Origin of the sequence: Streptomyces canarius (assembly GCF_014650735.1) — a bacterium.
In the GTDB taxonomy this organism is placed as follows: Bacteria; Actinomycetota; Actinomycetes; order Streptomycetales; family Streptomycetaceae; genus Streptomyces; species Streptomyces olivaceoviridis.
This window is the reverse complement of the sequence record NZ_BMVN01000016.1, coordinates 28,706-50,947: the sequence shown is the minus strand read 5'-3', so window position 1 is coordinate 50,947 and position 22,242 is coordinate 28,706. Positions and strand designations below refer to the sequence as shown.

Below are 22,242 nucleotides of genomic sequence, written 5' to 3'. Positions count from 1 at the left end.
TCCGACAGTGCGCGGGCGTTCCATCCTTTCACGGGTCGGGACCGGTTGCGCCACCGCGTCGTGGCCCGTCCGCCGCCACACGGTTCGGGGAGATTCCGTGACGAGAGGTGTACGCGACCGCCGGACCGGAGATCCTGGAGCGCGCACGACACAGGCGTCAGGCGGCACGGGGGAAGTGCGAGAACAGTGGAACGCGCGCGGGAACGCTCGGCGGGGCAGCGGGAGCAGCGTCCGGCCGGGCCGTACGTGGACCGGTCCGGGGAGTCACCGGAGACCGAGCTGGAACTGCTGGTGCACGGGGTCGGCGGGAGCACGCCGGAGAAGATGCTCGGCGATCCGCGCACGGTCCGGGTCACCGGCGACGACACGGCCGCCGTCTTCCGGCGCGCCGAGGACACCGAGGGCACCCCGGACGGGAGCGGGGCCGGGGGAGAGCGCTGGCGGGAGCGCCGGAGCGGACCGGTCCGGGAGGCGTACGTCTGGTGCAACCTGACCTCCGGCGACGGCAGTCGCGCCCTGTGGCTGTTGCTGCTGCCGTTCATGGTGGTGAACCTCGCGCACTGGATGCGCCCCGCCGCACCCGGCCGGCCGCGCGTGGTCCGGCTCTACGGCCTCCTGGTGCGTCTGTCCGCCCTCACCCTGACCGTGCTGCTGGTGGCCGCCGCCTGCGAGGTGGCGCTCGACCTGGTCGCCTGGCAGTGCGCGGGCGCCCAGGCCTGCGCCCGCCGCCACTCCTGGCTGGACTTCCTGTCCCCCGCCGCCGGCGGCTGGTGGAGCGCCCCCGGCCGCCGACTGGCCCTCGCGGCGATACTGCCGGTCACGCTGACCGGCCTGCTGTGGTACCTCTCCCACCGCACCTGGCGCGCCTACGAGTCCTACCGTCCCCTGACCTCCACCCCGGTGCCGACCGGTGACGAGCGGGGGCCGACCGACGACGAGCAGGCGCCGGCCAGCGGCGGACCGGCGCCGGGGAGCGGTGGAGCGGAGTCGGCCGGCGGCGGGCCCAGCTCGACCAGGCGCCGACTGGAGTCGGGGAGCGGCGGATCCTCCTTGACCAGCGGCGGACCGGAGCCGGGGAGTGGCGGACGGGCCGGCGGAGGATCCGCCCCGGCCGGGCGCGGGCTGGAGCCGGGCAGCGGTGGACGGGAGGCAGCCGGGGGCGGACCCGAGCCGGGCAGGGGTGGACTGGAGGCAGCCGGGGGTGGACCCGAGTCGGGCAGGGGTGGAGCGGAGTCGGCTGGTGGTGGGCCCGTCCCTGCCCGGGGCGGACCGGGGCCGGGGAGTGGCGAGGCGGAGTCGGGTAGCGGTGGACCGGCCTTGGTCTGCGGTGGGTCGGAGCCGGTCAGGGGCGGACGGGAGCCGGCCGGCGGTGGAGCGGAGTCGGGCAGGGGTGGAGCGGAGTCGGCTGGTGGTGGGCCCGTCCCTGCCCGGGGCGGACCGGGGCCGGGGAGTGGCGAGGCGGAGTCGGGTAGCGGTGGACCGGCCTTGGTCTGCGGTGGGTCGGAGCCGGACAGGGGCGGACGGGAGCCGGCCGGCGGTGGAGCGGAGCCGGGCAGGGGTGGGTCGGAGCCGGGCGGTGATGACGCCGAGCCCGCCGCCCACGGCAGTGCGCTGGCCCGGCCCGGATTCTGGTACGGGCGCCGCCTGGTCGCCCGGCTGCGCGCGGCCCACACCGCGGCCGGCCTGCTCACGGTGGCCGCCGCCGTCACCACCCCGGCGGCCCGCTTCGACCACCGGCCCGGCGGCCCCGCGGTCCTGGACGTCCTCGGCCTGGGGCTGGCGGCGGCCCTGTTCCTCTGCGGGGCGGCGGTGGTCGTGGTGGTCTGCCGCCGGGGCCGCAGCGAGTGGCGGCTCGACCAGCGGCTCGACCGGCACCTCGTACGCCGCCTGCCCCTCGCCGCACTCGCCCTGCTGCTGCTGGGGCTGGTGTACGCCGGCTGGTCCCGGCCCGGCTGGCAGTCCACCGGCCGGCTGCCCGGCGACCCCTCCTTCGGCGCCCTCATGCTGGCCCAGGGCCTGCTCGTCGTCGCCCTCGCCACCGTGGCCGGGTACCTGCACCGGCGCCGCCCCGACCCACGCGCCGGGATACGCGGCCTCGGCGGTCCCGCCGTCGCCTTGCTCGCCTGCGCGCTGGGCGGCGTGATCTCCGGCGGGGTCGCCCAGCGCGTCGCCGACTGGCTGGACGGCACCCGTGCCCTGCTCACCGGCCCGCCCGTCCTGCTGACCTGGCAGGCGTCCGTCATCCCGCCGCTCCTCGTGGTCCTGCTGCTCCTGGTCGCCGGGCTCGCCCTGCACACCGCCCGGCTCGCCCGTACCGAACGCGACCGGGTCCGCCGCGAGCACCCCGGCGAGCCCGAGGACCCGGCCCGTACCCGTGCCATCGCCCATGCGCGGGCCATGGCCACCCTCACCGACCGGGCGCCGCTCGTCGTCGCCGTACTCACCGCCGCGACCCTCGTCCTGGGCTCCGTGGCGCTGGCCGGGGCGCTGGCCACGAGGAAGACGCCCGACGGGGCGGCCCACCGCACCCACCACCTCGTGCAGGCCGTGGCCGAGACCTCGCAGGCGCTGGGCTCCTGGCTGGTCGGCCTCGGCTTCCTGCTGTTCGTGACCTGGGGCAGGCGGGCCTACAAGGACGCCTCGGCCCGGCGCACCATCGGCATCCTCTGGGACGTCGGCACCTTCTGGCCGCGCGCCGCCCACCCCTTCGCACCGCCCTGCTACGCCGAGCGCGCGGTGCCGGACCTGACCTGGCGGATGGCCACCTGGACCCGGCGCACCGGAGGCCGGCTGGTGCTGTCCGGCCACTCCCAGGGCAGCGTCCTCGCCGCCGCGGCGGCCTGGCAGTTACCACCGTCCGTACGCGGGCGGGTCGCCCTGCTCACCTACGGCTCTCCGCTGGAGCGCCTGTACGGCCGCTGGTTCCCGGCCCATTTCGGCCCGCCGGCCCTGGCCGCCCTGCACCACGACATCGACTGCTGGCGCAACCTCTACCGGCGCACCGACCCCATCGGCGGCCCCGTCCGCGTCCCCGACGACACCTCCCCCGACGTGGACCACGAGCCCCTGCGGGACCCCCTCGCCTACGGCCGCACCCCGGACCACCCGCTGCCGGCCCCGATCCTCGGCCACTCCGACTACCAGACGGACCCCGCCTTCACCCGCGAACGGGCCTGCCTGCTGACCCGCCTGCACCCGGAGCTGCCGGGCCAGCGCCCGGAGCCGGATCCGGAGCCGGATCCGGATCCGGAGCATCGGGCCGAGGCCGCCGGACCCTCGGCGTGAGTGGCCGGCAGGCCTGCCCCGACCCGCCCGCGTGACGGCTCAGGGCAGGTCCGGCAGGTCCTCCGCGAAGAGCAGGGTCAGGTCGTCCGTGGTCGGGTCCGGCAACTGGGCGACGCGGCTCGCGTGGCGCTCCACCATCGCCTCGAAGGTCTGCCGGGCGGTGCGGCCGTTGCCGAACGCCGGGCCCTTCGGTAGCGCCGTGAAGTACTTCAGCAGCGCCTCGGACGCACCCGGCGCCAGCCGGTACTCGTGCTCGTCGGCCTGCTGCTCCACGATCCGCAGCAGCTCCTCGGGACCGTAGTCGCCGAAGGTGATGGTGCGGGAGAAGCGGGAGGCCACGCCCGGGTTGACGGACAGGAAGCGCTCCATCTCCGCGGTGTACCCGGCGACGATCACCACCACCGCGTCCCGGTGGTCCTCCATCAGCTTGACCAGCGTGTCGATGGCTTCCTTGCCGAAGTCCCGCCCGGCGTCCTCCGGGGACAGCGCGTACGCCTCGTCGATGAACAGCACACCACCGCGCGCCCGCTCGAAGGCCTCCTGGGTGCGGATCGCCGTGGAACCGATGTGCTCGCCGACCAGGTCGACCCGGGACACCTCCACCAGATGGCCCTTCTCCAGCACGTCCAGCGAGGCGAGGATCTCGCCGTAGAGCCGGGCGACCGTGGTCTTGCCGGTGCCGGGGGAGCCGGTGAAGACCAGGTGCCGCTTGACGGAGGCCGCCTTCAGCCCCGCCCGCTGCCGGCGCCGGCCCACCTCGATCATGTCGATCAGCGCCCGCACCTCGCGCTTGACGCTCTCCAGGCCGACCAGCGCGTCGAGTTCCCCGAGCACGTCCTTCGAGGTGCGCTGCGGCTTCACCGGCTCCGCCACGAAGACGGGCGGAGCCTGCTCCGCCGCCCGCTGCCCGGGGAGCGCGCCGAGCAGGTTGGTGGGCTGCGTCGCCGTCTCCGCGGCCGTCTCCCGGACCGCGGGCGCCCGGACACTCCCGCTCTCGTCGCTGGTGCAGTCCTCCACGACCGGTCCGGTCCCGGGCCCCGCGTCCGGGCCGCCGTCGGCGAACTCGTACCCGCCGCGCGCGCACCGCTCCGTACGGCACTTGCGCAGCGTCGTACGGCAGCCGTCGATCACATGGAAGCCGTAGCCGCCGCTGCCGGTGACCCGGCAGTTCAGGAAGCTGCCCCGGCCGCCCGCGGAGACGTAGAAACCGGCCTCCGAGGGTGAGTCGACCGTGCACCGCTCGATGGTCGGGTCGGCGCCCTTGGTGACGATCACACCGGTCTGGGTGCCGTCCACGGTGCAGTTGTTGAGCGTGCCGCCGCTGCCGTGGTCGCGGAACCAGGCACCGGTGGCCGCCTCCCTGATCCGGCAGTCGTCCAGCTGCGCGGTCGCCCCGTCGCTCACCGACACGGCCGTGTTGCGCACCTGCGACAGATCGCTGTCGACGACGTCCGCGCGCGAACCGCGGTCCAGTACGAACAGCGCGTCCGGCACGTCGTGCACCCGGCAGGATTCCAGTACGGCGGTGGCCCCGTCGCTCACCCACACCGCCGGGTAGTCGCCGGTGCTGTCGAAGATCTCGCACTGGTTGGCGTCCACCCGGGTCCCCGGGTCCCACACCGACAGGCCGTTGCGTCCGAACCGACGGACCGTCGTCCGGGTCAGTGTGAGCACCGAGCGGGAGCGCAGGTCGACGGCGTTCTCCGGGATGTCGTGGAGGTGGCAGTCGGCGAGCGTGAGCACCGCGTCGGTGTCCAGGGTGATGCCGTCGGCGGTGGTGCGGTGCACCTCGCAGTCCGTCAGGTGCGCGGTGGCCCGCTGGGTGACCTGCACCCCGGAGCCGCGCACCTCGTAGATCTCGCATCCCACCGCCTCCAGCGAGGAGTTCTCGCCGGTCGCGGTCAGCCCGGTACCGGAGGCGTGGTGCACCCGGCAGCGCTCCAGCCGGGGATGGGCCCCGCCGCGCACCGCCACGCCGGCCTGCCCGGCCGCGACGACCTCGCACTCCTCGAACACCCCGCCCCCGCCGTCGAGTACGGCGATGCCGATGCCGGCCGGGTTGTCGACGGTGCACCGGCGCACGGTCGGGCGGGCGCCGCCGCGCACCTCGATGCCGGCGGCGGACCGCGTGACGATCCGCACGTCCATCAGCTCGGGCGTGCCCTCCTCGACCAGCAGTGCGGGCGCCGCCGCGTCCTGCCCCTCGATGTGCAGGTCCTGCACGACGGCCGAGGCCCGCACGGTGAGCGGAACGCCGTCCACCGGCGCGATTCGCACCGAGCCGGATGAGCCCTCGGGCCCCCGGAGTGTCACCGCCCGCTCGACGACGAGGTTCTCCCGGTAGGTGCCGGGGGTGATGGTGAGGACGTCGCCGTCGGCGGCGGCCTCCAGGGCGGCGGCGAGCGAAGCGTACTCACCCGTGCGGCGCCGCCACCGCGAAGTACCGGTGTGCGTCACCTGGACCGTGCCCTGTGCCATGGCGTTGCTGTGCCCCCACCTCGTCGTACTGATGGCTCGCTGCCCGCCGGGGCGCTGCCGCCGGTGCCCGGACCGCGACCGTGCTCGGCTCCCGGGGCGTCAGCGCGTCCGCGCCCCTGGAGACCTGTGCGCCCCGGGGTTCACGCACCCGCGGGTTGTCGCCGAATGCGCTTCGGCCGGTCCACCGTAGCGCGTGCGTGCATGCCGGGTTGACCAGAGCCGGAAGGCCGTCAGCTCCCGGTGCCCGCCTTGCCCCAGTCCGGGCCCGCCCGGTCCCATGCCTGGTCCCAGCGCGCGTACCGCCGGCGGACCAGGCGCCAGACGGTCAGGCGCCGGCCGCCCTCGACCAGGGCCGCGGTCAGCAGGGCCGCGCCTGATCCCGCGAGGACGGCGTGTGTCGTCGCCGTGGCGGAGTCCAGCGGGCGGGTCGTTATTCGGCCGTGCGGATCGGTCCACAGCCGGAAGTGGTCCCCCTGGTGCGGGGACTTGAGGTCCGCGAGGACCGGGCCGTGCCGCGGGGTGCCGTCCGGCGCGGTCCAGTCCGCGAGGACACGGCTGCCGGTCTCGCGCGCGGAAGTGGCGTCGGGGTCGGTCTCCGGCAGGACCCCGCCCATGCCCCGCACCACGGTGGCCTCGACCGGATGGCGTGTGTGCTGCTGCTGTCGTGCGGACCGCTGGAGCGAGTCCTGGGCGGCGGCACCGACCAGGCAGCCGGTCACGGGTGCGGCCACGGCGATGAGCAGCAGGGCCACCAGGGCCACCCACGCCTCGGCCAGATCGGTCGCGCGGCACAGCGGATTGCGCCGCCAGCGCCACAGCCCACTGAGTGCTCGCATGTCCCCACCCCCTCCCGGTCCGCCATGATCCCCGGCATCCGCGCCCGCCCCCGGACCGGACCGGGTGAGAGCGCCTCACGTCCGCCGCGGTACCTGACGCAGGCGGACCTTCACGAATTTCTCACGCCTGCTCAACGACCGGCACCCGCCCCCTGGTTCCCGGTCCGGCCGATCATCACCGACGGCTGTGCGCGGGCCGGTCCCTACTCCAGCACCCGCACCGGGTCGCCGACCCTGATCGTGCCGGGGGAGAGGGGGACCAGGTTCTGACCGAACAGCAGCTTGCCGTCGATCCTGCGGTGGCGCGCCAGGGTGCGCAGCGGTTCCCGGCCGCGTTCGGCCGTGGCCTGGTCGGTGGTGGTCACCACACACCGTCCACTCGGCTTCGGGGCCCGGAAGACGACGTCGCCGACGGCGATCCGCGTCCAGTGGTCCTCGGCCCACGGCTCGGTGCCCGCGACGACGACGTTCGGCCGGAAGCGGTTCATGGGCAGTGGGCCCTCGTGGGCGTTCGGCCCCTGCGCTATCAGGGAGTTCAGGGCGGCCAGCGAGGCCACCGTGGTGACCAGCAGGGGGTAACCGTCGGCGAAGCTCACCATCTCGCCGGGCAGGGCGTACTCGGGGTCGACCGGGCGGCGGGTGGCCGGGTCGTCCATGTGGACCAGGCGGACCTCGAACCCCAGGTAGGCGCTGCACCAGGCGTGCGCCGCCGGGTCGGCCGGGACCCCCTCCACCTTCGTGCCGAACACGTTCACCGGCACGGTCGCCGCCGGCTCCGGCACCTCCACCGTCAGCGGCGGCCGACCGGGCGCGGACAGCCGAAGGCCGCCGCCGGCCAGAGGCTCGGCGGCGGCCAGGGCGAGACGCGGCTGCTCGCGCTGCGTGACGACCTTTCCCCCGTGGTCGATCAGCGCCCAGCGTCGGTCACCGGCCAGGCCCCAGGGCTCCACGACGGCCTCCCGGGGCGAGAGGCCCCGGAACGCCTTGACCGGGTGGACGTGGATCGAATCCACTTCGGCATGTCCCATGCCGTCCATCCTGCCAGGCGGCACGGACAGCCGGGGCGCGAGCGGTCAGTAACCGCGGTACTGCTGGTTGTTGTACGGGTCCTGGTAGGGAGCCGGCGCGGGCCGCGGCGCGGCCGGACGCATGGCCTCGTACCCGTTGCCCGGCGCCATCGGCCGCTGCTGCTGCGGGGCCTGCGGACCGGGGTAGCCGCGCGGGGCACTCGCCTGCTGCGGGATGTACGCCGTGGGCGCCTGCTGGAGCGGTGCGGGCTGCTGAGGCTGCGGGTAGCCGTAGGCGGGGGGCTGCTGCTGGGCCGGTGCCGCCGGGAGGGCGGGGAGGGCCGACGGCAGGGCGGGCAGGCTGCTGCCCGTGTCGTAGGCGGCGGGGACCCGGATCGGGGCGATCTGCGGGGTGCCCCGCTCGGCGACGAGGGAGTCGTAGATCGGGGTCTCCGGGAAGGAGGCGGAGTAGTAGCCGCCACCATAAGTGGAGCGGGGGGAGGTCATGGCACATAAGTTAAGCCCACGATGTGCTGGTTGGGGAGACCGATAAGAGGGTTGTTTTCCGTGTCGGTAGGAGCCTGGGATCCCCAATACGAGCGAACTTGGCAAAAAGGGACGCCGATCCACGTTTGGATCACGTAAAGGCCGAGTTCGTCCCGGGTTACCGGCAGTTGACCGGCGGACTTCCTGTGCCGTTCGTGGGCGTGCGAGGCACCCGGGATTAGGTTGTGCGGGTAGGGATGACACGGACGCGGGGCGAGACCCGGAAGCCGACACGTGATGGGGGCGGACATGTCAATGCCCAAAGGATCCAACACACCGGTGCCCGCCACGGGGCTGCGCGTCGAAGTGGGCTGGCGCTCCGGCTCCGGGGTCCCGGACGCCGACGTGTCGGCGCTGCTGCTCGTCGCCGGAAAGGTGCGCTCCGACGGGGACTTCGTCTTCTACAACCAGCCCGCCCACGCCTCCGGCGCGGTACGCCACGAGGGCAAGCGGACGGACGGCGGACGGGTCACCGACACGCTGTGGGCCGACCTCGCGCGCGTGGAGGGCGCCGTCGAACGGATCGTCCTCGCCGCCTCCGCCGACGGCGGAACCTTCGGGCAGGTCCCGGACCTCTACATCGAGGTGACCGACGCCGCCTCGGGCCAGGTGGTCGCCCGCTTCGACAGTCCCGGCGCGACCGTCGAGACGGCCTTCGTGCTCGGCGAGTTCTACCGCCGCCAGGGCGGCTGGAAGTTCCGTGCCGTCGGCCAGGGCTACAGCAGCGGACTCGAAGGCCTGGCAACGGACTTCGGCATCAGCGTGGACGAACCGCAGCGCACCGCGCCGCCCACCGCGCCCGCCGCGGCCCCCACCCCGCCGCCCCCGGCCCAGCCCGTCCGCCTCTCCAAGGTCACCCTCACCAAGGCGGCCCCCTCCGTCTCGCTGGCCAAGCAGGGCGGCACCTCGGGGACGATGCGGGTGAACCTCAACTGGCAGACGCGCAAACAGTCCACGGGCTGGGGCCGCTGGGGCGGCGGTGGCGACATCGACCTCGACCTGTGCGCGCTGTACGAACTCACCGACGGCCGCAAGGGAGTCGTACAGGCCCTCGGGAACGCCTTCGGCTCGCTCCACCGGCCGCCCTACATCCACCTCGACGGCGACGACCGCACCGGAGCCGTGGCGGCCGGCGAGAACCTCACCATCAACCTCGACCACAGGCAGGACTTCCGGCGCGTCCTCGTCTTCGTCACCATCTACGAGGGCGCCCGCTCCTTCGCCGACCTGCACGCCACCGTCACCCTCCAGCCGCAGCACGGCGCACCCATCGAGTTCTCGCTGGACGAGTGCACCGTCGACTCCCCGGTGTGCGCGCTCGCGCTGATCACCAACACCGGCGGCGACCTCCTCGTCCAGCGCGAGGCGCGGTACCTGGTGCCGGAACGCGGATCGAGCCCGCAGCGGACCATAGACCGCGCCTACGGCTGGGGCATGAACTGGACGCCCGGCCGCAAGTGACCGGGCTCAGCCCTCGTCGGCCACGGCGTCCGGGCGGGCGTAAGTGCGGCCCTTCCACGCGGCCCCGCGCCCGCGGTAGTGCTGCACGGCCGAGTCGACCGTCATCAGCAGATAGAGGAACGCGGTGAACGGCAGCAGCGGGGCGAGCCACAGCGGCTGCCGGTAGTAGCGCAGCATCGGCGCGTACGTCCCCGCCATCACCGCCCATGCCACGGCCCCGGCGAGCGCGACCGCCCCGCTGCCGCCGGCCGCGCCCACCGCCACGGCGGCCGGCGGGACCAGGTACACCAGCGCGAGCCCGGCGACCGTACCGAGGAGCAGCGCGGGACTGTGCCGCAACTGCGCGTAGGCGCTGCGCGAGACCATCCGCCACAGGTCGCGCAGCCGGGGATAGGGGCGCACGCTGTCCACCCGGTCGGCCAGCCCCAGCCAGACGCGACCGCCCGAACGCTTCACCGCGCGCGCGAGCGCGACGTCGTCGATGACGGCGTGCCGGATGGCCTCCGGGATGCGCGCCTTCTCGGCCATGTCCGTGCGCAGCAGGACGCAGCCGCCCGCCGCCGCGGCGGTGCGCGAGGCCGGCCCGCCGATCCACCGGAAGGGATACAGCTGCGCGAAGAAGTACACGAACGCCGGGACCACGAGCCGCTCCCACGGGCTCGCCACCCGCAGCCGCGCCATCTGTGACACGACGTCGAAGCCGCCGGTGCCGGCCGCCGCCACCAGCTCACGCAGGCTGTCCGGCGCGTGCGCGATGTCGGCGTCCGTCAGCAGGAGGTATTCGGGGTCACGCGCGCGTGCCAGCCCGATGCCGTGCCGCACCGCCCACAGCTTGCCCGTCCAGCCCGCCGGCGGCTCCCCCGGCGATCCCACCGTGAGCGGCAGCCCGCCGTGCCGCCGGGACAGCTCGCGGGCCAGGTCCCCGGTGCCGTCCGTACTGCCGTCGTCCACCAGGAAGACCTCCGCCCGCCCCGGATAGTCCTGCGTTAGCAGCGACGGCAGGCCGACGGGCAGCACGGCGGCCTCGTCACGGGCCGGTACGACCACACAGACCGACGGCCACGCGTCCGGGTCCCGGCGCCCCGGCAGCCGGACGTCCGTGCGCCAGAAGAAGCCCTGGCCCAGCAGCAGCCAGCACCAGGCGGCCAGTGATACGACGGTGATCCACAGGAAGGCGCTCACGGCCGCAGTCTGCCCCACCCGACCGGCTCACGAGGACGGATCGTCTATCGTGGCCGGGTGAAGATCGCGCTCATGGACTCCGGAATCGGCCTGCTGCCCGCCGCCGCCGCGGTACGTCGACTGCGACCCGACGCGGATCTCGTACTGTCGTGGGACCCGGACGGCATGCCCTGGGGACCGCGCACCCCGGAGGACATCACCGAGCGGGCCGTCGCCGTCGCCGCGGCCGCCGCCGCGCACGAGCCCGATGTCCTGATCGTCGCCTGCAACACGGCGTCGGTGCACTCCCTGCCGGCGATGCGGGCCCGCTTCGAGCCGGACCTGCCGATCATCGGTACCGTACCGGCGATCAAGCCGGCCGCCGCGGGTGGCGGGCCCGTCGCGATCTGGGCGACCCCGGCCACCACGGGAAGCGCCTACCAGCGCGGTCTGATCGAGGAGTTCGCCGCCGGTGTGGCCGTGACCGAGGTGGCCTGCCCCGGCCTCGCGGACGCCGTGCACCACGCGGACGACGCGGCCATCGACGCCGCCATCGCCTCGGCCGCCGCCCGTACCCCCGACGACGTCACCACGCTCGTCCTCGGCTGCACCAACTACGAGCTGGTCGCCGAGCGTATCCGGGCGGCCGTCCAGCGGCCCGGCCGCCCGCCGCTCATCCTGCACGGCACCGCCGGCGCGGTGGCCGCCCAGGCCCTGCGCCGGATCGGAGCGGACTCGGTCCCGGCCGCCGTCGCCGACACCACGCTCACGGTGCTGCTCAGCGGACGCGAGGCGACCCTCCCGGACACGGCGCTGTCCTACGAGGAGGGCCGCTTCCTCAAAGCCGTCAGCCCCGTGCGCTGACCGGCGCGGAACCGGCCCGGCCGTGCGGTCCGCCGTGCCCCGGCCGGGCCAGTCACCCCGTGCCGCGCCCTACCCGCGGTGCGAAACCTGAGTAACCTCGTAGACATGAGGGACCACCCCGACGCCGACGACACCCCGCGCCCGGACGTCTGGACGGGACGCGCCACCAACCGGGTCCAGTGGCTGCTCGCGCTGGTCGGTGCCGCCTGTATGGCGCTCGGCATCGAGCTCGCCGTCGACTCGGCCTGGGGCTCCGGCATCGCACCGCTCGTGATGTCCGTGGTGGGCTGCATCGCGGCCGGCCTGCTGGTCCTCTTCGGCACGCTCGCCTTCGTGCACGTCGACCTCAAGCTCGACAAGGAGTGCGTCGAAGTGCGCTGCGGGCACATGGGTCTGCCGCGCCGCCGCATCCCGCTCTCCCACGTGGCCGGCGCCGACTTCACCGCTCTCGTCACCCCCCGGCACTGGGGCGGCTGGGGCTACCGCTGGCGCCCCGAGAAGGGGACCGCGGTCGTCGTACGCCGTGGCGAGGGCATCGTGCTGCGCCTGTGGGACGGCCACACGTTCACGGTCACCGTGGACAACGCGGAAACGGCGGTACGGGTCATCAGGGACCGCCTGCGGACGATCAAGCCGGGGACGGCGGCCTGACCCGTCGCGCCGTCACACCCGCGCAGGCCGTCGGCACCCATGGCGCCCACCGGCCTCCGCTCAGAGTCCCGGCGTCGCCGTCTCGCCCGACCACGGGCGGGCCGTGGCCCAGCCGGCCAGGAGGGCCGCGCCCGACGTCACCGTCGTGAAGCTGAGGGCGTTGCTCACCGAGGCGAGTGCGGCCAGCGCCGTCAGGGCCGCGCCCGCGGTGACGGCGACGGGGGTGGGGCGCGGGCTGCGCCACAGCGCGTGAAGGACCCAGCAGAACACGGCGACCAGCAGGACCACCCCGACCAGGCCCTGCTCGACCGCCTGTTGCAGGGGAGCCGAGTGCGGTTTGCCGTCGGACAGCAGGGTCCGCGGTGCCCCCGGGCTCAGATCACCGAACCGGCCGGGTCCGATCCCGAGACCGCTGTGGCGGCCCGCGAGCCCCAGGGCGTCCCGCCACAACAGGACCCGGTGCGCGCTGAACCGCCCTTCGATCGCCCCGGTGAGGTGGCCGGGCAGCGCTTCCCCGGCGACCGCCCAGATCGCCGCCGCCACCAGACCCGCCGCCACGGCCGTCCCCGCCAGCCACGCGCCCCGGCTGCGCGCCGAGCCGGCGGCGAGTGAGCACAGCAGGACCGCCACGCCGGCCCCACAGCCCGCCGTCGACCCCAGCACCGCCCCGGCCGCCACGACGGCGCAGGCCAGCGCCCGCAGCCCCAGCCGGAGGGCCGGTACGGACGTCGCCCAGGCGGCACAGCACGCGGCCCCGGTGGCCAGCGTCAGCAGGGAGGCCGTGGCACCGGCGCGCCCGAGCGGGGCGGCGTACCAGGGACCGGGGGAGAGCGCCGGCAGCGTCACGGCCAGGGCGAGTCCCGCCGCGGCACCGGCGCAGGGCGCCGCCACCGGCAGCAGCGCACCGGAGACCCGGCCCGCGGCATACCCGGCGGCCACGGCGAGCACCGCGAGCAGCATGCCCTCGGGCCGCCCGTCGTGGGCCGCAGCGGTGATCAGCGACCACCCCGCGCAGGCCCCCAGCAGGATCATGCCCGTCCCGTCGGAAACGCTTCTTCGCGTGCTGTGGGCGTCCGCACCGTACGCACCGGTCGCGGACCCCGTCCCCGTCGACCCCACCCGCCGCCCCTCGTACCCGGTTCCCCGGCCTGTGGCAGGCCACGGCCGCGGGCCGGATCCGGCCGCGCCGCCGAAGCTGGGCACACCGTAACGGCTCATGGCCGGTTTGGGGACGTGCGCGGAGCAACACCGCGATACCGCGGCGTCGCGAGGACCACCCCACCACCGGCGGGAACAGGCGCCGACCAGCGGCGAACGCCGGTCTACGGGGGCCTGACCGCGCTGTCGGCGGTGACGTCACCCGCCGTACACTCACCCGGGTGACCGTCACCGCAACTTCCGTGGACCAGTCGGACCAGCTCCAGCCGCGCCGCACCTCCGGCGCGCGCGGCGGCCGGCTGCTGCGCCTGGTCCCGGCCGCCGCCTCCGCGCTCTGCGGAGTGCTGCTCTACGTCAGCTTCCCGCCACGCCCCCTGTGGTGGCTGGCCCTGCCCGCCTTCGCCGGTTTCGGCTGGGTGCTGCGCGGCCGGAGCTGGAAGGCCGCCCTGGGCCTCGGCTACCTCTTCGGGCTGGGCTTCCTGCTGCCGCTGCTGGTGTGGACGAGCGTGGAGGTCGGCCCCCTGCCCTGGCTGGCGCTCGTCGCCATCGAGGCGGTCTTCGTCGCGCTGGTCGGCGTGGGCGTCGCCGCCGTCTCCCGGCTGCCCGCCTGGCCGGTGTGGGCCGCGGCCGTGTGGACGGCGGGCGAGGCGGCACGCGCGCGCGTGCCCTTCCAGGGCTTCCCGTGGGGCAAGGTCGCGTTCGGTCAGGCGGACGGCGTCTTCCTGCCGCTCGCCGCGGTGGGCGGCACCCCCGTGCTCGGCTTCGCGGTCGTCCTGTGCGGCTTCGGCCTGTACGAGGCCGGCCGGCTGATCGCCGAGCGGCGCCGGAACCGGGTCGTGCGACGTGCCGCCGCGACCGCCGCCCTGCTCAGCGTGGCGGTACCGGTGGTGGGCGCGGTCGCCGCCCGCGCGCTGGTGAGCGACTCCGCGGAGGACGGCACCGCGACCGTGGCGCTCATCCAGGGCAACGTGCCACGCGCCGGGCTGGAGTTCAACGCCCAGCGGCGGGCCGTGCTCGACTACCACGCGCGCGAGACGCACAAGCTCGCCGCCGACGTCAGGGCGGGCAAGGTCGCCAAGCCCGACTACGTCCTGTGGCCGGAGAACTCCTCCGACATCGACCCCTTCGAGTACGCGGACGCCGCCGCCGTCATCGAGGACGCGGCCAAGGACATCGGCGTGCCCATCTCCGTCGGCAGCGTGGTCGAGCGGGACGGGAAGCTGCTGAACGAACAGATCCTGTGGGACCCGGCCAAGGGAGCGACGCAGACCTACGACAAGCGGCAGATCCAGCCCTTCGGCGAGTACCTTCCGCTGCGCTCGCTGGTCGGCGCGATCAACAAGAGCTGGACCGAGATGGCCCGCCAGGACTTCAGCCGGGGCACCGAGCCGGGCGTGTTCGACATCGACGGCGCCAAGGTGGGCCTGGCCACCTGCTACGAGGCCGCCTTCGACTGGGCCGTGCGGGACACGGTGACGCACGGCGCGGAGATGATCTCCGTGCCGAGCAACAACGCCACCTTCGACCGCAGCCAGATGACCTACCAGCAGCTCGCCATGTCCCGCATCCGCGCCGTCGAGCACAGCCGCACCGTGACCGTGCCGGTGACCAGCGGGGTCAGCGCGGTCATCATGCCGGACGGGCGCATCACCCAGAAGACCGGCATGTTCGTGCCCGCCTATCTCGTCCAGAAGGTGCCGCTGCGCACGTCCATGACGCCCGCCACCGAGCTGGGCATCCTCCCGGAGATCGCCCTGGTGCTGGTCGCCGCGGGCGGGATCGGCTGGGCGATCGGGTCCGGACTGCGCGCCCGGCGCGCCGGTGACGCGTAGCCCGTAGCTGTGTCGTACGCGTGCCGTACGACCGCCATATGACCGTCATACGACCTCTGGACCGGCCCCGACGCGGCACACCGGCCCGCTAGGGTCGGGATCATGGCTACTCCCGATTTCATCCGTACGCTCAGGGCAACCGCCGGTCAACAGCTGCTGTGGCTCCCCGGGGTCACCGCGATCGTCTTCGACGACGAGGGCAGGGTGCTGCTCGGCCGGCGGTCCGACACACGCAAGTGGTCGGTGATCGGCGGCATCCCGGAGCCGGGTGAGCAGCCCGCGGCCTGTGCGGTGCGGGAGGTCTTCGAGGAGACGGCGGTGCACTGCGTCGCCGAGCGGGTCGTCCTGGTCCAGGCGCTGGAGCCGATGACCTATCCCAACGGCGACACGTGCCAGTACATGGACATCACCATCCGCTGCCGGGCCGTGGGCGGCGAGGCCCGGGTCAACGACGACGAGTCACTGGAGGTCGGCTGGTTCACGGTCGACGCGCTGCCTGAACTGCATGAGTTCGGGCTCTTCCGGATCAAGCAAGCCATGTCGGATGCACCCACATGGTTTGACCCTATGGCTGCCAGCTGAAGTATGGGTGGTCACCACATGTGGTGACCGTGGGGCTCCGCTTAGGGTCGGCACATGACCTCGCCCACCCCCCTTCCGGGGCCCGGCCCCCGATCCCAGCCCCTCAGCCTCGACCTCGGCGGCCGCACCGCCCTCGTCACCGGTGCCGCCAGTGGCATCGGCCGCGCCTGCGCGCTACGGCTCGCCGCCGCCGGGGCCGAGGTGCGCGCCGTCGACCGGGACGCGGCCGGCCTGGCCGAGCTGGCCCAGCAGGCGGAGCGGACCGGCGACCTCGCGGGCACCGTCGTCCCCCTGGTCGTGGACCTCACCGACCTGGACGCCGCCGAACGCGCCGCCGCCGGCACCGATGTACTGGTCAACAACGCCGGCCTGCAACTCGTGCGCCCCATCGAGGAGTATCCGCCCGAGGTGTTCCACACGGTGCTCACCGTGATGCTGGAGGCACCCTTCCGCCTCATCCGCGGCGCCCTCCCGCACATGTACGAGCAGGGCTGGGGCCGGATCGTCAATGTGTCCTCCGTCCATGGTCTGCGTGCCTCGGCCTTCAAGTCCGCCTATGTGGCCGCCAAACATGGCCTTGAAGGGCTGTCCAAGACGGCCGCCCTGGAAGGCGCCGCCCATGGAGTGACCTCGAACTGTGTGAACCCGGCCTATGTGCGCACCCCACTGGTCGAGAAGCAGATCGCCGACCAGGCACAGGCGCACGGCATCCCCGAGGACCGCGTGCTCTCCGAGATCCTGCTGAAGGACAGCGCCGTGCGGCGGCTCATCGAACCCGAGGAGGTCGCCGAGGCCGTGGCCTACCTGTGCAGCCCGCAGGCGTCCTTCGTCACCGGCACCTCGCTCGTCCTGGACGGCGGGTGGACGGCCCACTGACCGGCCCGGCGGCACCGGCTCCGGGAGTTTTCCACAGGGCTGCCGGGCCGGGTGGCCCATACGGAATCCTGTGACCATGTCCCGCGATCACTTGCAGTCGGCACCCAGCGGCAGCGCCGAGGCCCCGTACCTCGGCCTGCTGGCCCGCGACGCCTCCGTCGAGGCCTACGAGCAGCCCGTGCTGCGCGCCCGGGCCGAGGGCGAGCCGGCCGACCGCATCGCCGCGCTGGAAGAGGCCAGACTGCTCGCCCTGCGCGTACGCGCGGAACTGGAGGGCCGCCGACGGCGCGAGGCGGAGCTGTCGGCGCTCTTCGAGACCGCCCACGACCTGGCCGGACTGCGCGATCTGGACGCCGTCCTCCAGGCGATCGTGCAGCGCGCCCGTTCCCTGCTCGGCACGGACGTCGCCTACCTCAGCCTCAACGACCCTGCCCGCGGCGACACCTACATGCGGGTCACGGAGGGCTCCGTCTCCGCCCGCTTCCAGCAACTGCGCCTCGGCATGGGGGAGGGGCTCGGCGGCCTCGTCGCCCAGACCGCGCGGCCGTACGTCACCGACGACTACTTCCAGGACGGCCGCTTCCAGCACACCCTCTCCATCGACGCCGGCGTCCGCGACGAGGGGCTGGTCGCCATCCTCGGCGTCCCCCTGATGCTCGGCCCGCACGTGATCGGCGTCCTCTTCGCGGCGGACCGGCGCGCGAGGGTCTTCGAACGCGGGCAGATCGCCCTGCTCGGTTCCTTCGCGGCGCTCGCCGCGGCGGCCATCGACACCGCCAACCTGCTCACCGAGACCCGCGCCGCCCTGGCCGGCCTGGAGCACGCCAACGAGATCATCCGCGACCGCAGCGCCGTCATCGAGCGCGCGTCCGACGTCCACGACCGGCTCGCCGAACTCGTCCTGCGCGGCGGGGGAGTCCACGACGTGGCCGCCGCCGTCTCCCAGGTCCTCGCCGGAACCGTCGAGTTCACCGAGGCCACGGCGGCACCGGCCGAGGCGCTGGAGGCCTCCCGCGCCGAGGGGCACGCGGTACGGCACGGCAGCGACTGGATCGCCGCGGTGGCCGCCGGCGGCGAACTCCTCGGCGCGCTGGTCCTGCGCGGCCACCCCGGCCTCGACCCCGTCGACCAGCGCACCTTCGAGCGCGCGGCGATGGTCACCTCCCTGCTGCTGCTCGCCCGCCGCTCCGCCGCCGAGGCCGAACAGCGCGTGCGCGGCGAGCTGCTGGACGATCTGCTGGACGCGCGCGACCGGGACCCACGACTGCTGCGCGAGCGCGCCAGCCGTCTCCAGGCGGACCTGGACGCCACCCACGTCGTCCTCGCCGCCCGCCTCGACGGCCCGGCGGCCGACGCCGACGAGGAGGCCGCGGCCCGCCGCCGGCTCTGGTCCGCCGCCTCCCACCTCGCGGCCACCCGGCACGGTCTGGCCGCGGCCCGCGACGGCGGCACGGTCCTGCTGCTGCCGCTCGGCGCCGGCGACACGGCCACGGACGTGGCCCGCCGCACCGCCCGCCATCTGGGCACGGCCGTCCACCAGCCGGTCACGGTCGGAGCCTCCGCACCCGTCACCGACCTCGCCGGGCACCCCGAGGCCGTGACCGCCGCCTACGCCGAGGGCCGCCGCTGCCTGGACGCGCTGCACCTGCTGGGCCGGGCCGGGGACGGCGCGGCGGCCGAGGACTTCGGCTTCCTCGGCCTGCTCCTCGCGGGCGAACGGGACATCGCCGGGTTCGTCGAGCGGACCATCGGCCCGGTGGTGTCGTACGACGAGCGGCGCGGCACGGAACTGCTGCGGACCCTGGACGCCTACTTCGAGGGCGGGATGAGCCCGGCGCGCACCAAGGACGCGCTGCACGTCCATGTGAACACGGTGGCGCAGCGGCTGGAGCGCGTGGGCCGCCTGCTGGGCGAGGACTGGCAGACGCCCGCGCGGGCCCTGGAGATCCAACTGGCCCTGCGACTGCACCGGCTGGCGACCCCGGGACGCCACTGACCGGCCCCCGCGCGGGGGCCGGTCAGGTCGGTACGGTGCCGGCGCGGGCCGGTCGGCACGGACGCGGGAAGGCGGCGGCGTAGCTCAGACGGTGCGCGCCTCGGCGGCCGGACTCGTCTCGGAGGTCTCCCCGTCCTCACCGTCGACCTGGGCCAGATCGCGGTGCCGCGTCTCCCGCCCGAGACCCACCGCGATCAGGGTCAGCACGGCGGCGGCGATCACGTACAGCGCGATCGGGGTGGAGTCGCCGTAGTCCTTGAGCAGCGCGGTGGCGATGAGCGGGGCGGGCGCGCCGGCCGCCACGGAGGCGAACTGCGCGCCGATGGACGCGCCCGAGTACCGCATCCGCGTCGCGAACATCTCGGCGAAGAAGGCGGCCTGGGGCGCGTACATGGCGCCGTGCAGCACGAGTCCCACGGTGACGGCGAGGATCAGGTACCCGAAGGAGCCGGTGTCCACGAGCGCGAAGAAGGGGAACATCCACAGCCCGACACCGGCCGCGCCCAGCAGGTACACGGGACGCCGGCCGACCCGGTCGGACAGCGCGCCCCAGGCCGGGATGACGGCGAAGTGCACGGCCGAGCCGATGAGCACGGCGTTGAGCGCGGTCTGCTTGGAGACGCCGGCCGAGGTGGTGGCGTAGACGAGGATGAAGGCGGTGATGACGTAGTAGCTGATGTTCTCCGCCATGCGGGCGCCCATCGCCACGAGTACGTCCCGCCAGTGGTGCCGTAGCACGGAGACGAGCGGCAGCTTCTCCTGCACGCCGTCCCGCCGTGCCTCGGCCCGCTCCAGCGCCTCCTTGAAGACGGGCGATTCGTCGACAGACAGACGAATCCACAAACCGACGAGCACGAGCACCCCGGAGAGCAGGAACGGGATCCGCCATCCCCATGTGCCGAAGGCGTCGTCGGACAGTACGGCGGTGAGCAGCGACAGCACACCGGTCGCGAGCAACTGCCCGGCGGGCGCGCCGGTCTGCGGCCACGAGGCCCAGAAGCCGCGCCGCCGCGCGTCCCCGTGTTCCGACACCAGCAGGACGGCACCGCCCCACTCGCCGCCGAGCGCGAAGCCCTGCACCAGCCGCAGCACGGTGAGCAGCACGGGCGCGGCGCTGCCGACGGTGGCGTGGGTGGGCAGCAGACCGATGGCGAACGTGGCCCCGCCCATCAGCAGCAGGCTGAGCACCAGCAGCTTCTTCCGTCCCAGCCGGTCACCGTAGTGCCCGAAGACGAGCGCTCCCAGCGGGCGGGCCGCGAAGCCCACGGCGTACGTCAGGAACGACAGCAGCGTGCCGACGAGCGGGTCGGAGTCCGGGAAGAACAGCTTGTTGAACACCAGGGCGGCTGCGGAGCCGTAGAGGAAGAAGTCGTACCACTCGATCGTGGTCCCGATGAGGCTGGCGGCGACGATCCTGGGGAGACTGGCGGGGGGTGGGGGAGCGGTGGTTCCGGAGGCCATGTGCGCCACTTCCTCGTGTGCGGTGGGGACGGGTACGTGTCGGCACACCGTAGAAACATGCAGGTCAGCCGCACATGTGGTGGGGCAACATAGTTATGGGGTCGGCTATGCGTGCAGCCACCATGCCGGGCCATGGAGGCTGCTTCAAGGACCCGGAAGTGGTCGAGACCAGCGCTGTCCGGAATGCACAATTAGGGGCGATTCGGCGGTGTCTGGTCCGGCCAGCCGTGCGCCACCGGACCCGTGGCCAGCTCCTGCTCCAGTACGGCGAACAGCTCGGCACTGAGCAGCGGCGATGACGCGGGCCCTTTGGCGGCCAGGGCTCTCGGCCCGTCCTGGGACCAGGCCTTGCGCCGGCGTTGTGCTCAGCCGCCTCCATCCTCGACTTCTCGCGAAAGGCCCACCGCTCGTCGGTCAGCCCGCCCCCTTGCGCATACCTCAGGCGGGGCATATCGCAGGGATCACGGACCGTCAGCGTCCAGCGCGCGGACCCCGGGGCGGGGCGCGAGCGCCGCGGTCCACGGCTTCATGGAAGGAACTCCACCTCTGGGAAGGCTGCGCTCGGGCCGTCCAGAAGATGCCCTCGGCGGCGCCGCAGATGCAGGTCGAAGAAGGCGAGCGGGTAAGCCTGTTGGATCCGTACCGAACGGGCCGGGTCGAGAGTGCCGATCAAGTCCTGGATCTGCTGGTCGGTCATGCCGAGGATCTTGCCCGCCTGCGGGATCAGCGTCGCGTTGTCACCGTATGAGTTGTGGACGGCCCCGTCGGCCTGGACGTCCAGCCGCCAGCCGCGAAGGTGGGTCCAGAACTCGGCGACGTCCGGCATGGTGGCCTGGGTGAACACGGCGGTCATCATCATGAACGGCCGGTCCAGGTCGGCGGTGATGGTCGGCTGCATCGGACCGTCGATGCTGAGCCCGGCCCTGACGCGCCGGTCGGCGAGCATGGTGAGCGCGGTGGCGGTGCCGCCCTTCGACCACCCGAAAGCGCCGATGCACCGCGGGTCGAGGGCGCCGGGCAGGCCCTGCGGCAGTGCCTTGCCGTCGACGTCGGGGTTACGGCCGGCGGCGAGCTCCTCCACGCAGTCGAGCAGGAACCGGAGGTCCGCGGCGAAGTCCCTCGGGAACATCGGGACCTCGCCCGGGGTGAGCACCCGGCCGTCGGGGAACTCGGTGAACGTGTCGTAGGTGTGGTCGACGGTGACCACGACGTAGCCGCGGCTGGCGAGTTCCTGGACCATGATGGTGTGGTCGCCGCGGTGGCTGCCCGAGCCGTGCGAGTACACGATGACGGGCAGGCGGTGGCTCGTACGGAGCACGGGCGCGCCCACGTGCCCGGCGGTGAGCGGGCCGAGGGCGGGGTCGATGGGGAAGCCGACGTCCGTCAGGAACGCCCGCAGCGCGCCCTCGGCCATCCAGGGGGCGTGCGGCAGGTCCTGTGCCCCGCGGGCGGGGTACCAGATGCCGGCCGTCAACTCGCGGTGATGCCCCGGGCCGGCCACGGGATCCGGACGTGAGGTGTCGATGAGGTGGAGCGGCACCGTGCCCACCGGGTGAGGCCCGGTGGGCGGAGGCAGGATGAGTCGCGCTGGGCTGGAGGCGGTGGGAGCCGCCCACGCGCGGGATGCGACGCCGAGCGGCAGGGCGGTCCCGATTCCAGCGGTCAGCGCGGCCCCGAGCATGCGACGGCGCGTCATTGGCTTTTGGCTGTCGGACGCCGTGACGGTCATCAATCCTCCCGAGTCTGGGTTTCCTGGTCGGAACCGGGCTCGCAACCCGTGGATCTGGTGTGGGGCGGCATCGTCATGGCCTCGCGTCCGGTCCAGGTCGTTCCGCCGGGGCGGCTGCTTTCGGGCCGGTCCTGACGTGAACGATGCCGGTGTCGAGGTCGATCGGCCCGCGGCAGGGGTCGCACTCGCCCTCGTCGTCGCGCATCCACCCAGGACGCTGTGGCTCCCGCCTGAAGGTGGCGGGCGCTCGGAACGAAGACCTCTTCGACGATGTTCACCGCAGGACACTGCCTTGATCGGGCCAGGGTTCCCGACAGCG

General features: G+C 73.9%; 16 protein-coding genes and 2 pseudogenes. 8 read left to right on the top strand and 10 right to left on the bottom strand.

All coding sequences use genetic code 11. The annotated features are described in order from the left end of the window. Window positions 1-186: 186 nt before the first annotated feature. Window positions 187-3,285, top strand: a complete 3,099-nt coding sequence (locus tag IE294_RS47760) for a hypothetical protein (protein ID WP_229917300.1) — start codon at window positions 187-189, stop codon at window positions 3,283-3,285. A 39-nt stretch (window positions 3,286-3,324) separates the two neighbouring features. On the opposite strand, the gene IE294_RS22750 is transcribed toward IE294_RS47760, so the two are convergent. The 4 genes from IE294_RS22750 to IE294_RS22735 form a co-directional block, all read right to left on the bottom strand. After that, on the bottom strand, window positions 3,325-5,763 hold the full coding sequence (locus IE294_RS22750) for a right-handed parallel beta-helix repeat-containing protein (RefSeq protein ID WP_189888957.1): 2,439 nt from the start codon (window positions 5,761-5,763) through the stop codon (window positions 3,325-3,327). 230 nt (window positions 5,764-5,993) lie between these two features. Next, entirely contained in the window at window positions 5,994-6,599 is a 606-nt protein-coding gene (locus IE294_RS22745; protein WP_189888955.1) for an Rv1733c family protein, read from the bottom strand. A gap of 203 nt (window positions 6,600-6,802) precedes the next feature. Further along, window positions 6,803-7,627: an MOSC domain-containing protein gene (locus IE294_RS22740; protein ID WP_189888953.1), complete on the bottom strand. Its 825-nt coding sequence runs from the start codon at window positions 7,625-7,627 to the stop codon at window positions 6,803-6,805. Between the two features lie 45 nt (window positions 7,628-7,672). Further along, entirely contained in the window at window positions 7,673-8,113 is a 441-nt protein-coding gene (locus IE294_RS22735; protein WP_189888951.1) for a DUF6643 family protein, read from the bottom strand. A 276-nt stretch (window positions 8,114-8,389) separates the two neighbouring features. Between IE294_RS22735 and IE294_RS22730 the strand changes: the two genes are divergently transcribed. After that, the gene (locus IE294_RS22730) at window positions 8,390-9,613 is read left to right on the top strand and encodes a TerD family protein (RefSeq protein ID WP_189888949.1); all 1,224 of its coding nucleotides are present in this window, start codon (window positions 8,390-8,392) and stop codon (window positions 9,611-9,613) included. A gap of 6 nt (window positions 9,614-9,619) precedes the next feature. Here the strand turns inward: IE294_RS22730 and IE294_RS22725 are convergent, their stop codons facing one another. After that, a complete protein-coding gene (locus tag IE294_RS22725; protein ID WP_189888947.1) occupies window positions 9,620-10,813 on the bottom strand; it encodes a glycosyltransferase in 1,194 nt (397 codons plus the stop codon). A 39-nt stretch (window positions 10,814-10,852) separates the two neighbouring features. Here IE294_RS22725 and IE294_RS22720 point away from each other — a divergent pair, with 39 nt between their 5' ends. Together IE294_RS22720 and IE294_RS22715 are read left to right on the top strand one after the other, a co-directional pair. Then, on the top strand, window positions 10,853-11,638 hold the full coding sequence (locus tag IE294_RS22720) for a glutamate racemase (protein WP_189818539.1): 786 nt from the start codon (window positions 10,853-10,855) through the stop codon (window positions 11,636-11,638). A gap of 105 nt (window positions 11,639-11,743) precedes the next feature. Then, window positions 11,744-12,289, top strand: coding sequence for a hypothetical protein (locus IE294_RS22715; protein ID WP_189888945.1), 546 nt, complete (start codon window positions 11,744-11,746; stop codon window positions 12,287-12,289). A gap of 60 nt (window positions 12,290-12,349) precedes the next feature. On the opposite strand, the gene IE294_RS22710 is transcribed toward IE294_RS22715, so the two are convergent. Continuing rightward, window positions 12,350-13,321, bottom strand: coding sequence for an O-antigen polymerase (locus IE294_RS22710; protein ID WP_189888943.1), 972 nt, complete (start codon window positions 13,319-13,321; stop codon window positions 12,350-12,352). A gap of 347 nt (window positions 13,322-13,668) precedes the next feature. On the opposite strand from IE294_RS22710, the gene lnt reads away from it, so the two are divergent. The 4 genes from lnt (at window position 13,669) to IE294_RS22690 (ending at window position 18,733) form a co-directional block, all read left to right on the top strand. Beyond that, window positions 13,669-15,279 carry an apolipoprotein N-acyltransferase gene (gene lnt, locus IE294_RS22705; protein ID WP_189888941.1) on the top strand — a complete coding sequence of 537 codons (1,611 nt, stop codon included), beginning with the start codon at window positions 13,669-13,671 and terminating at the stop codon, window positions 15,277-15,279. Between the two features lie 102 nt (window positions 15,280-15,381). Next, complete coding sequence (locus IE294_RS22700) at window positions 15,382-15,861, top strand: NUDIX hydrolase (protein ID WP_189888939.1); 480 nt, start codon at window positions 15,382-15,384, stop codon at window positions 15,859-15,861. 54 nt (window positions 15,862-15,915) lie between these two features. Next, window positions 15,916-16,737: a 3-hydroxybutyrate dehydrogenase gene (locus tag IE294_RS22695; protein ID WP_189888937.1), complete on the top strand. Its 822-nt coding sequence runs from the start codon at window positions 15,916-15,918 to the stop codon at window positions 16,735-16,737. A gap of 76 nt (window positions 16,738-16,813) precedes the next feature. Next, window positions 16,814-18,733 (top strand): helix-turn-helix domain-containing protein, encoded by a 1,920-nt coding sequence (locus tag IE294_RS22690; RefSeq protein WP_189888935.1) that lies wholly within the window; start codon window positions 16,814-16,816, stop codon window positions 18,731-18,733. Between the two features lie 84 nt (window positions 18,734-18,817). On the opposite strand, the gene IE294_RS22685 is transcribed toward IE294_RS22690, so the two are convergent. The 4 genes and pseudogenes from IE294_RS22685 to IE294_RS47755 all read right to left on the bottom strand — a co-directional run. After that, a complete protein-coding gene (locus IE294_RS22685) occupies window positions 18,818-20,194 on the bottom strand; it encodes an MFS transporter (protein ID WP_189888933.1) in 1,377 nt (458 codons plus the stop codon). A gap of 209 nt (window positions 20,195-20,403) precedes the next feature. Next, window positions 20,404-20,636: pseudogene (locus tag IE294_RS50130) on the bottom strand (IS630 family transposase); the annotation flags it as partial. Between the two features lie 84 nt (window positions 20,637-20,720). After that, window positions 20,721-21,875, bottom strand: coding sequence for an alpha/beta hydrolase family protein (locus IE294_RS22680; RefSeq protein ID WP_229917310.1), 1,155 nt, complete (start codon window positions 21,873-21,875; stop codon window positions 20,721-20,723). Between the two features lie 121 nt (window positions 21,876-21,996). Beyond that, window positions 21,997-22,131 (bottom strand): annotated as a pseudogene (locus IE294_RS47755) (DUF6191 domain-containing protein); the annotation flags it as partial. Window positions 22,132-22,242: the final 111 nt, after the last annotated feature.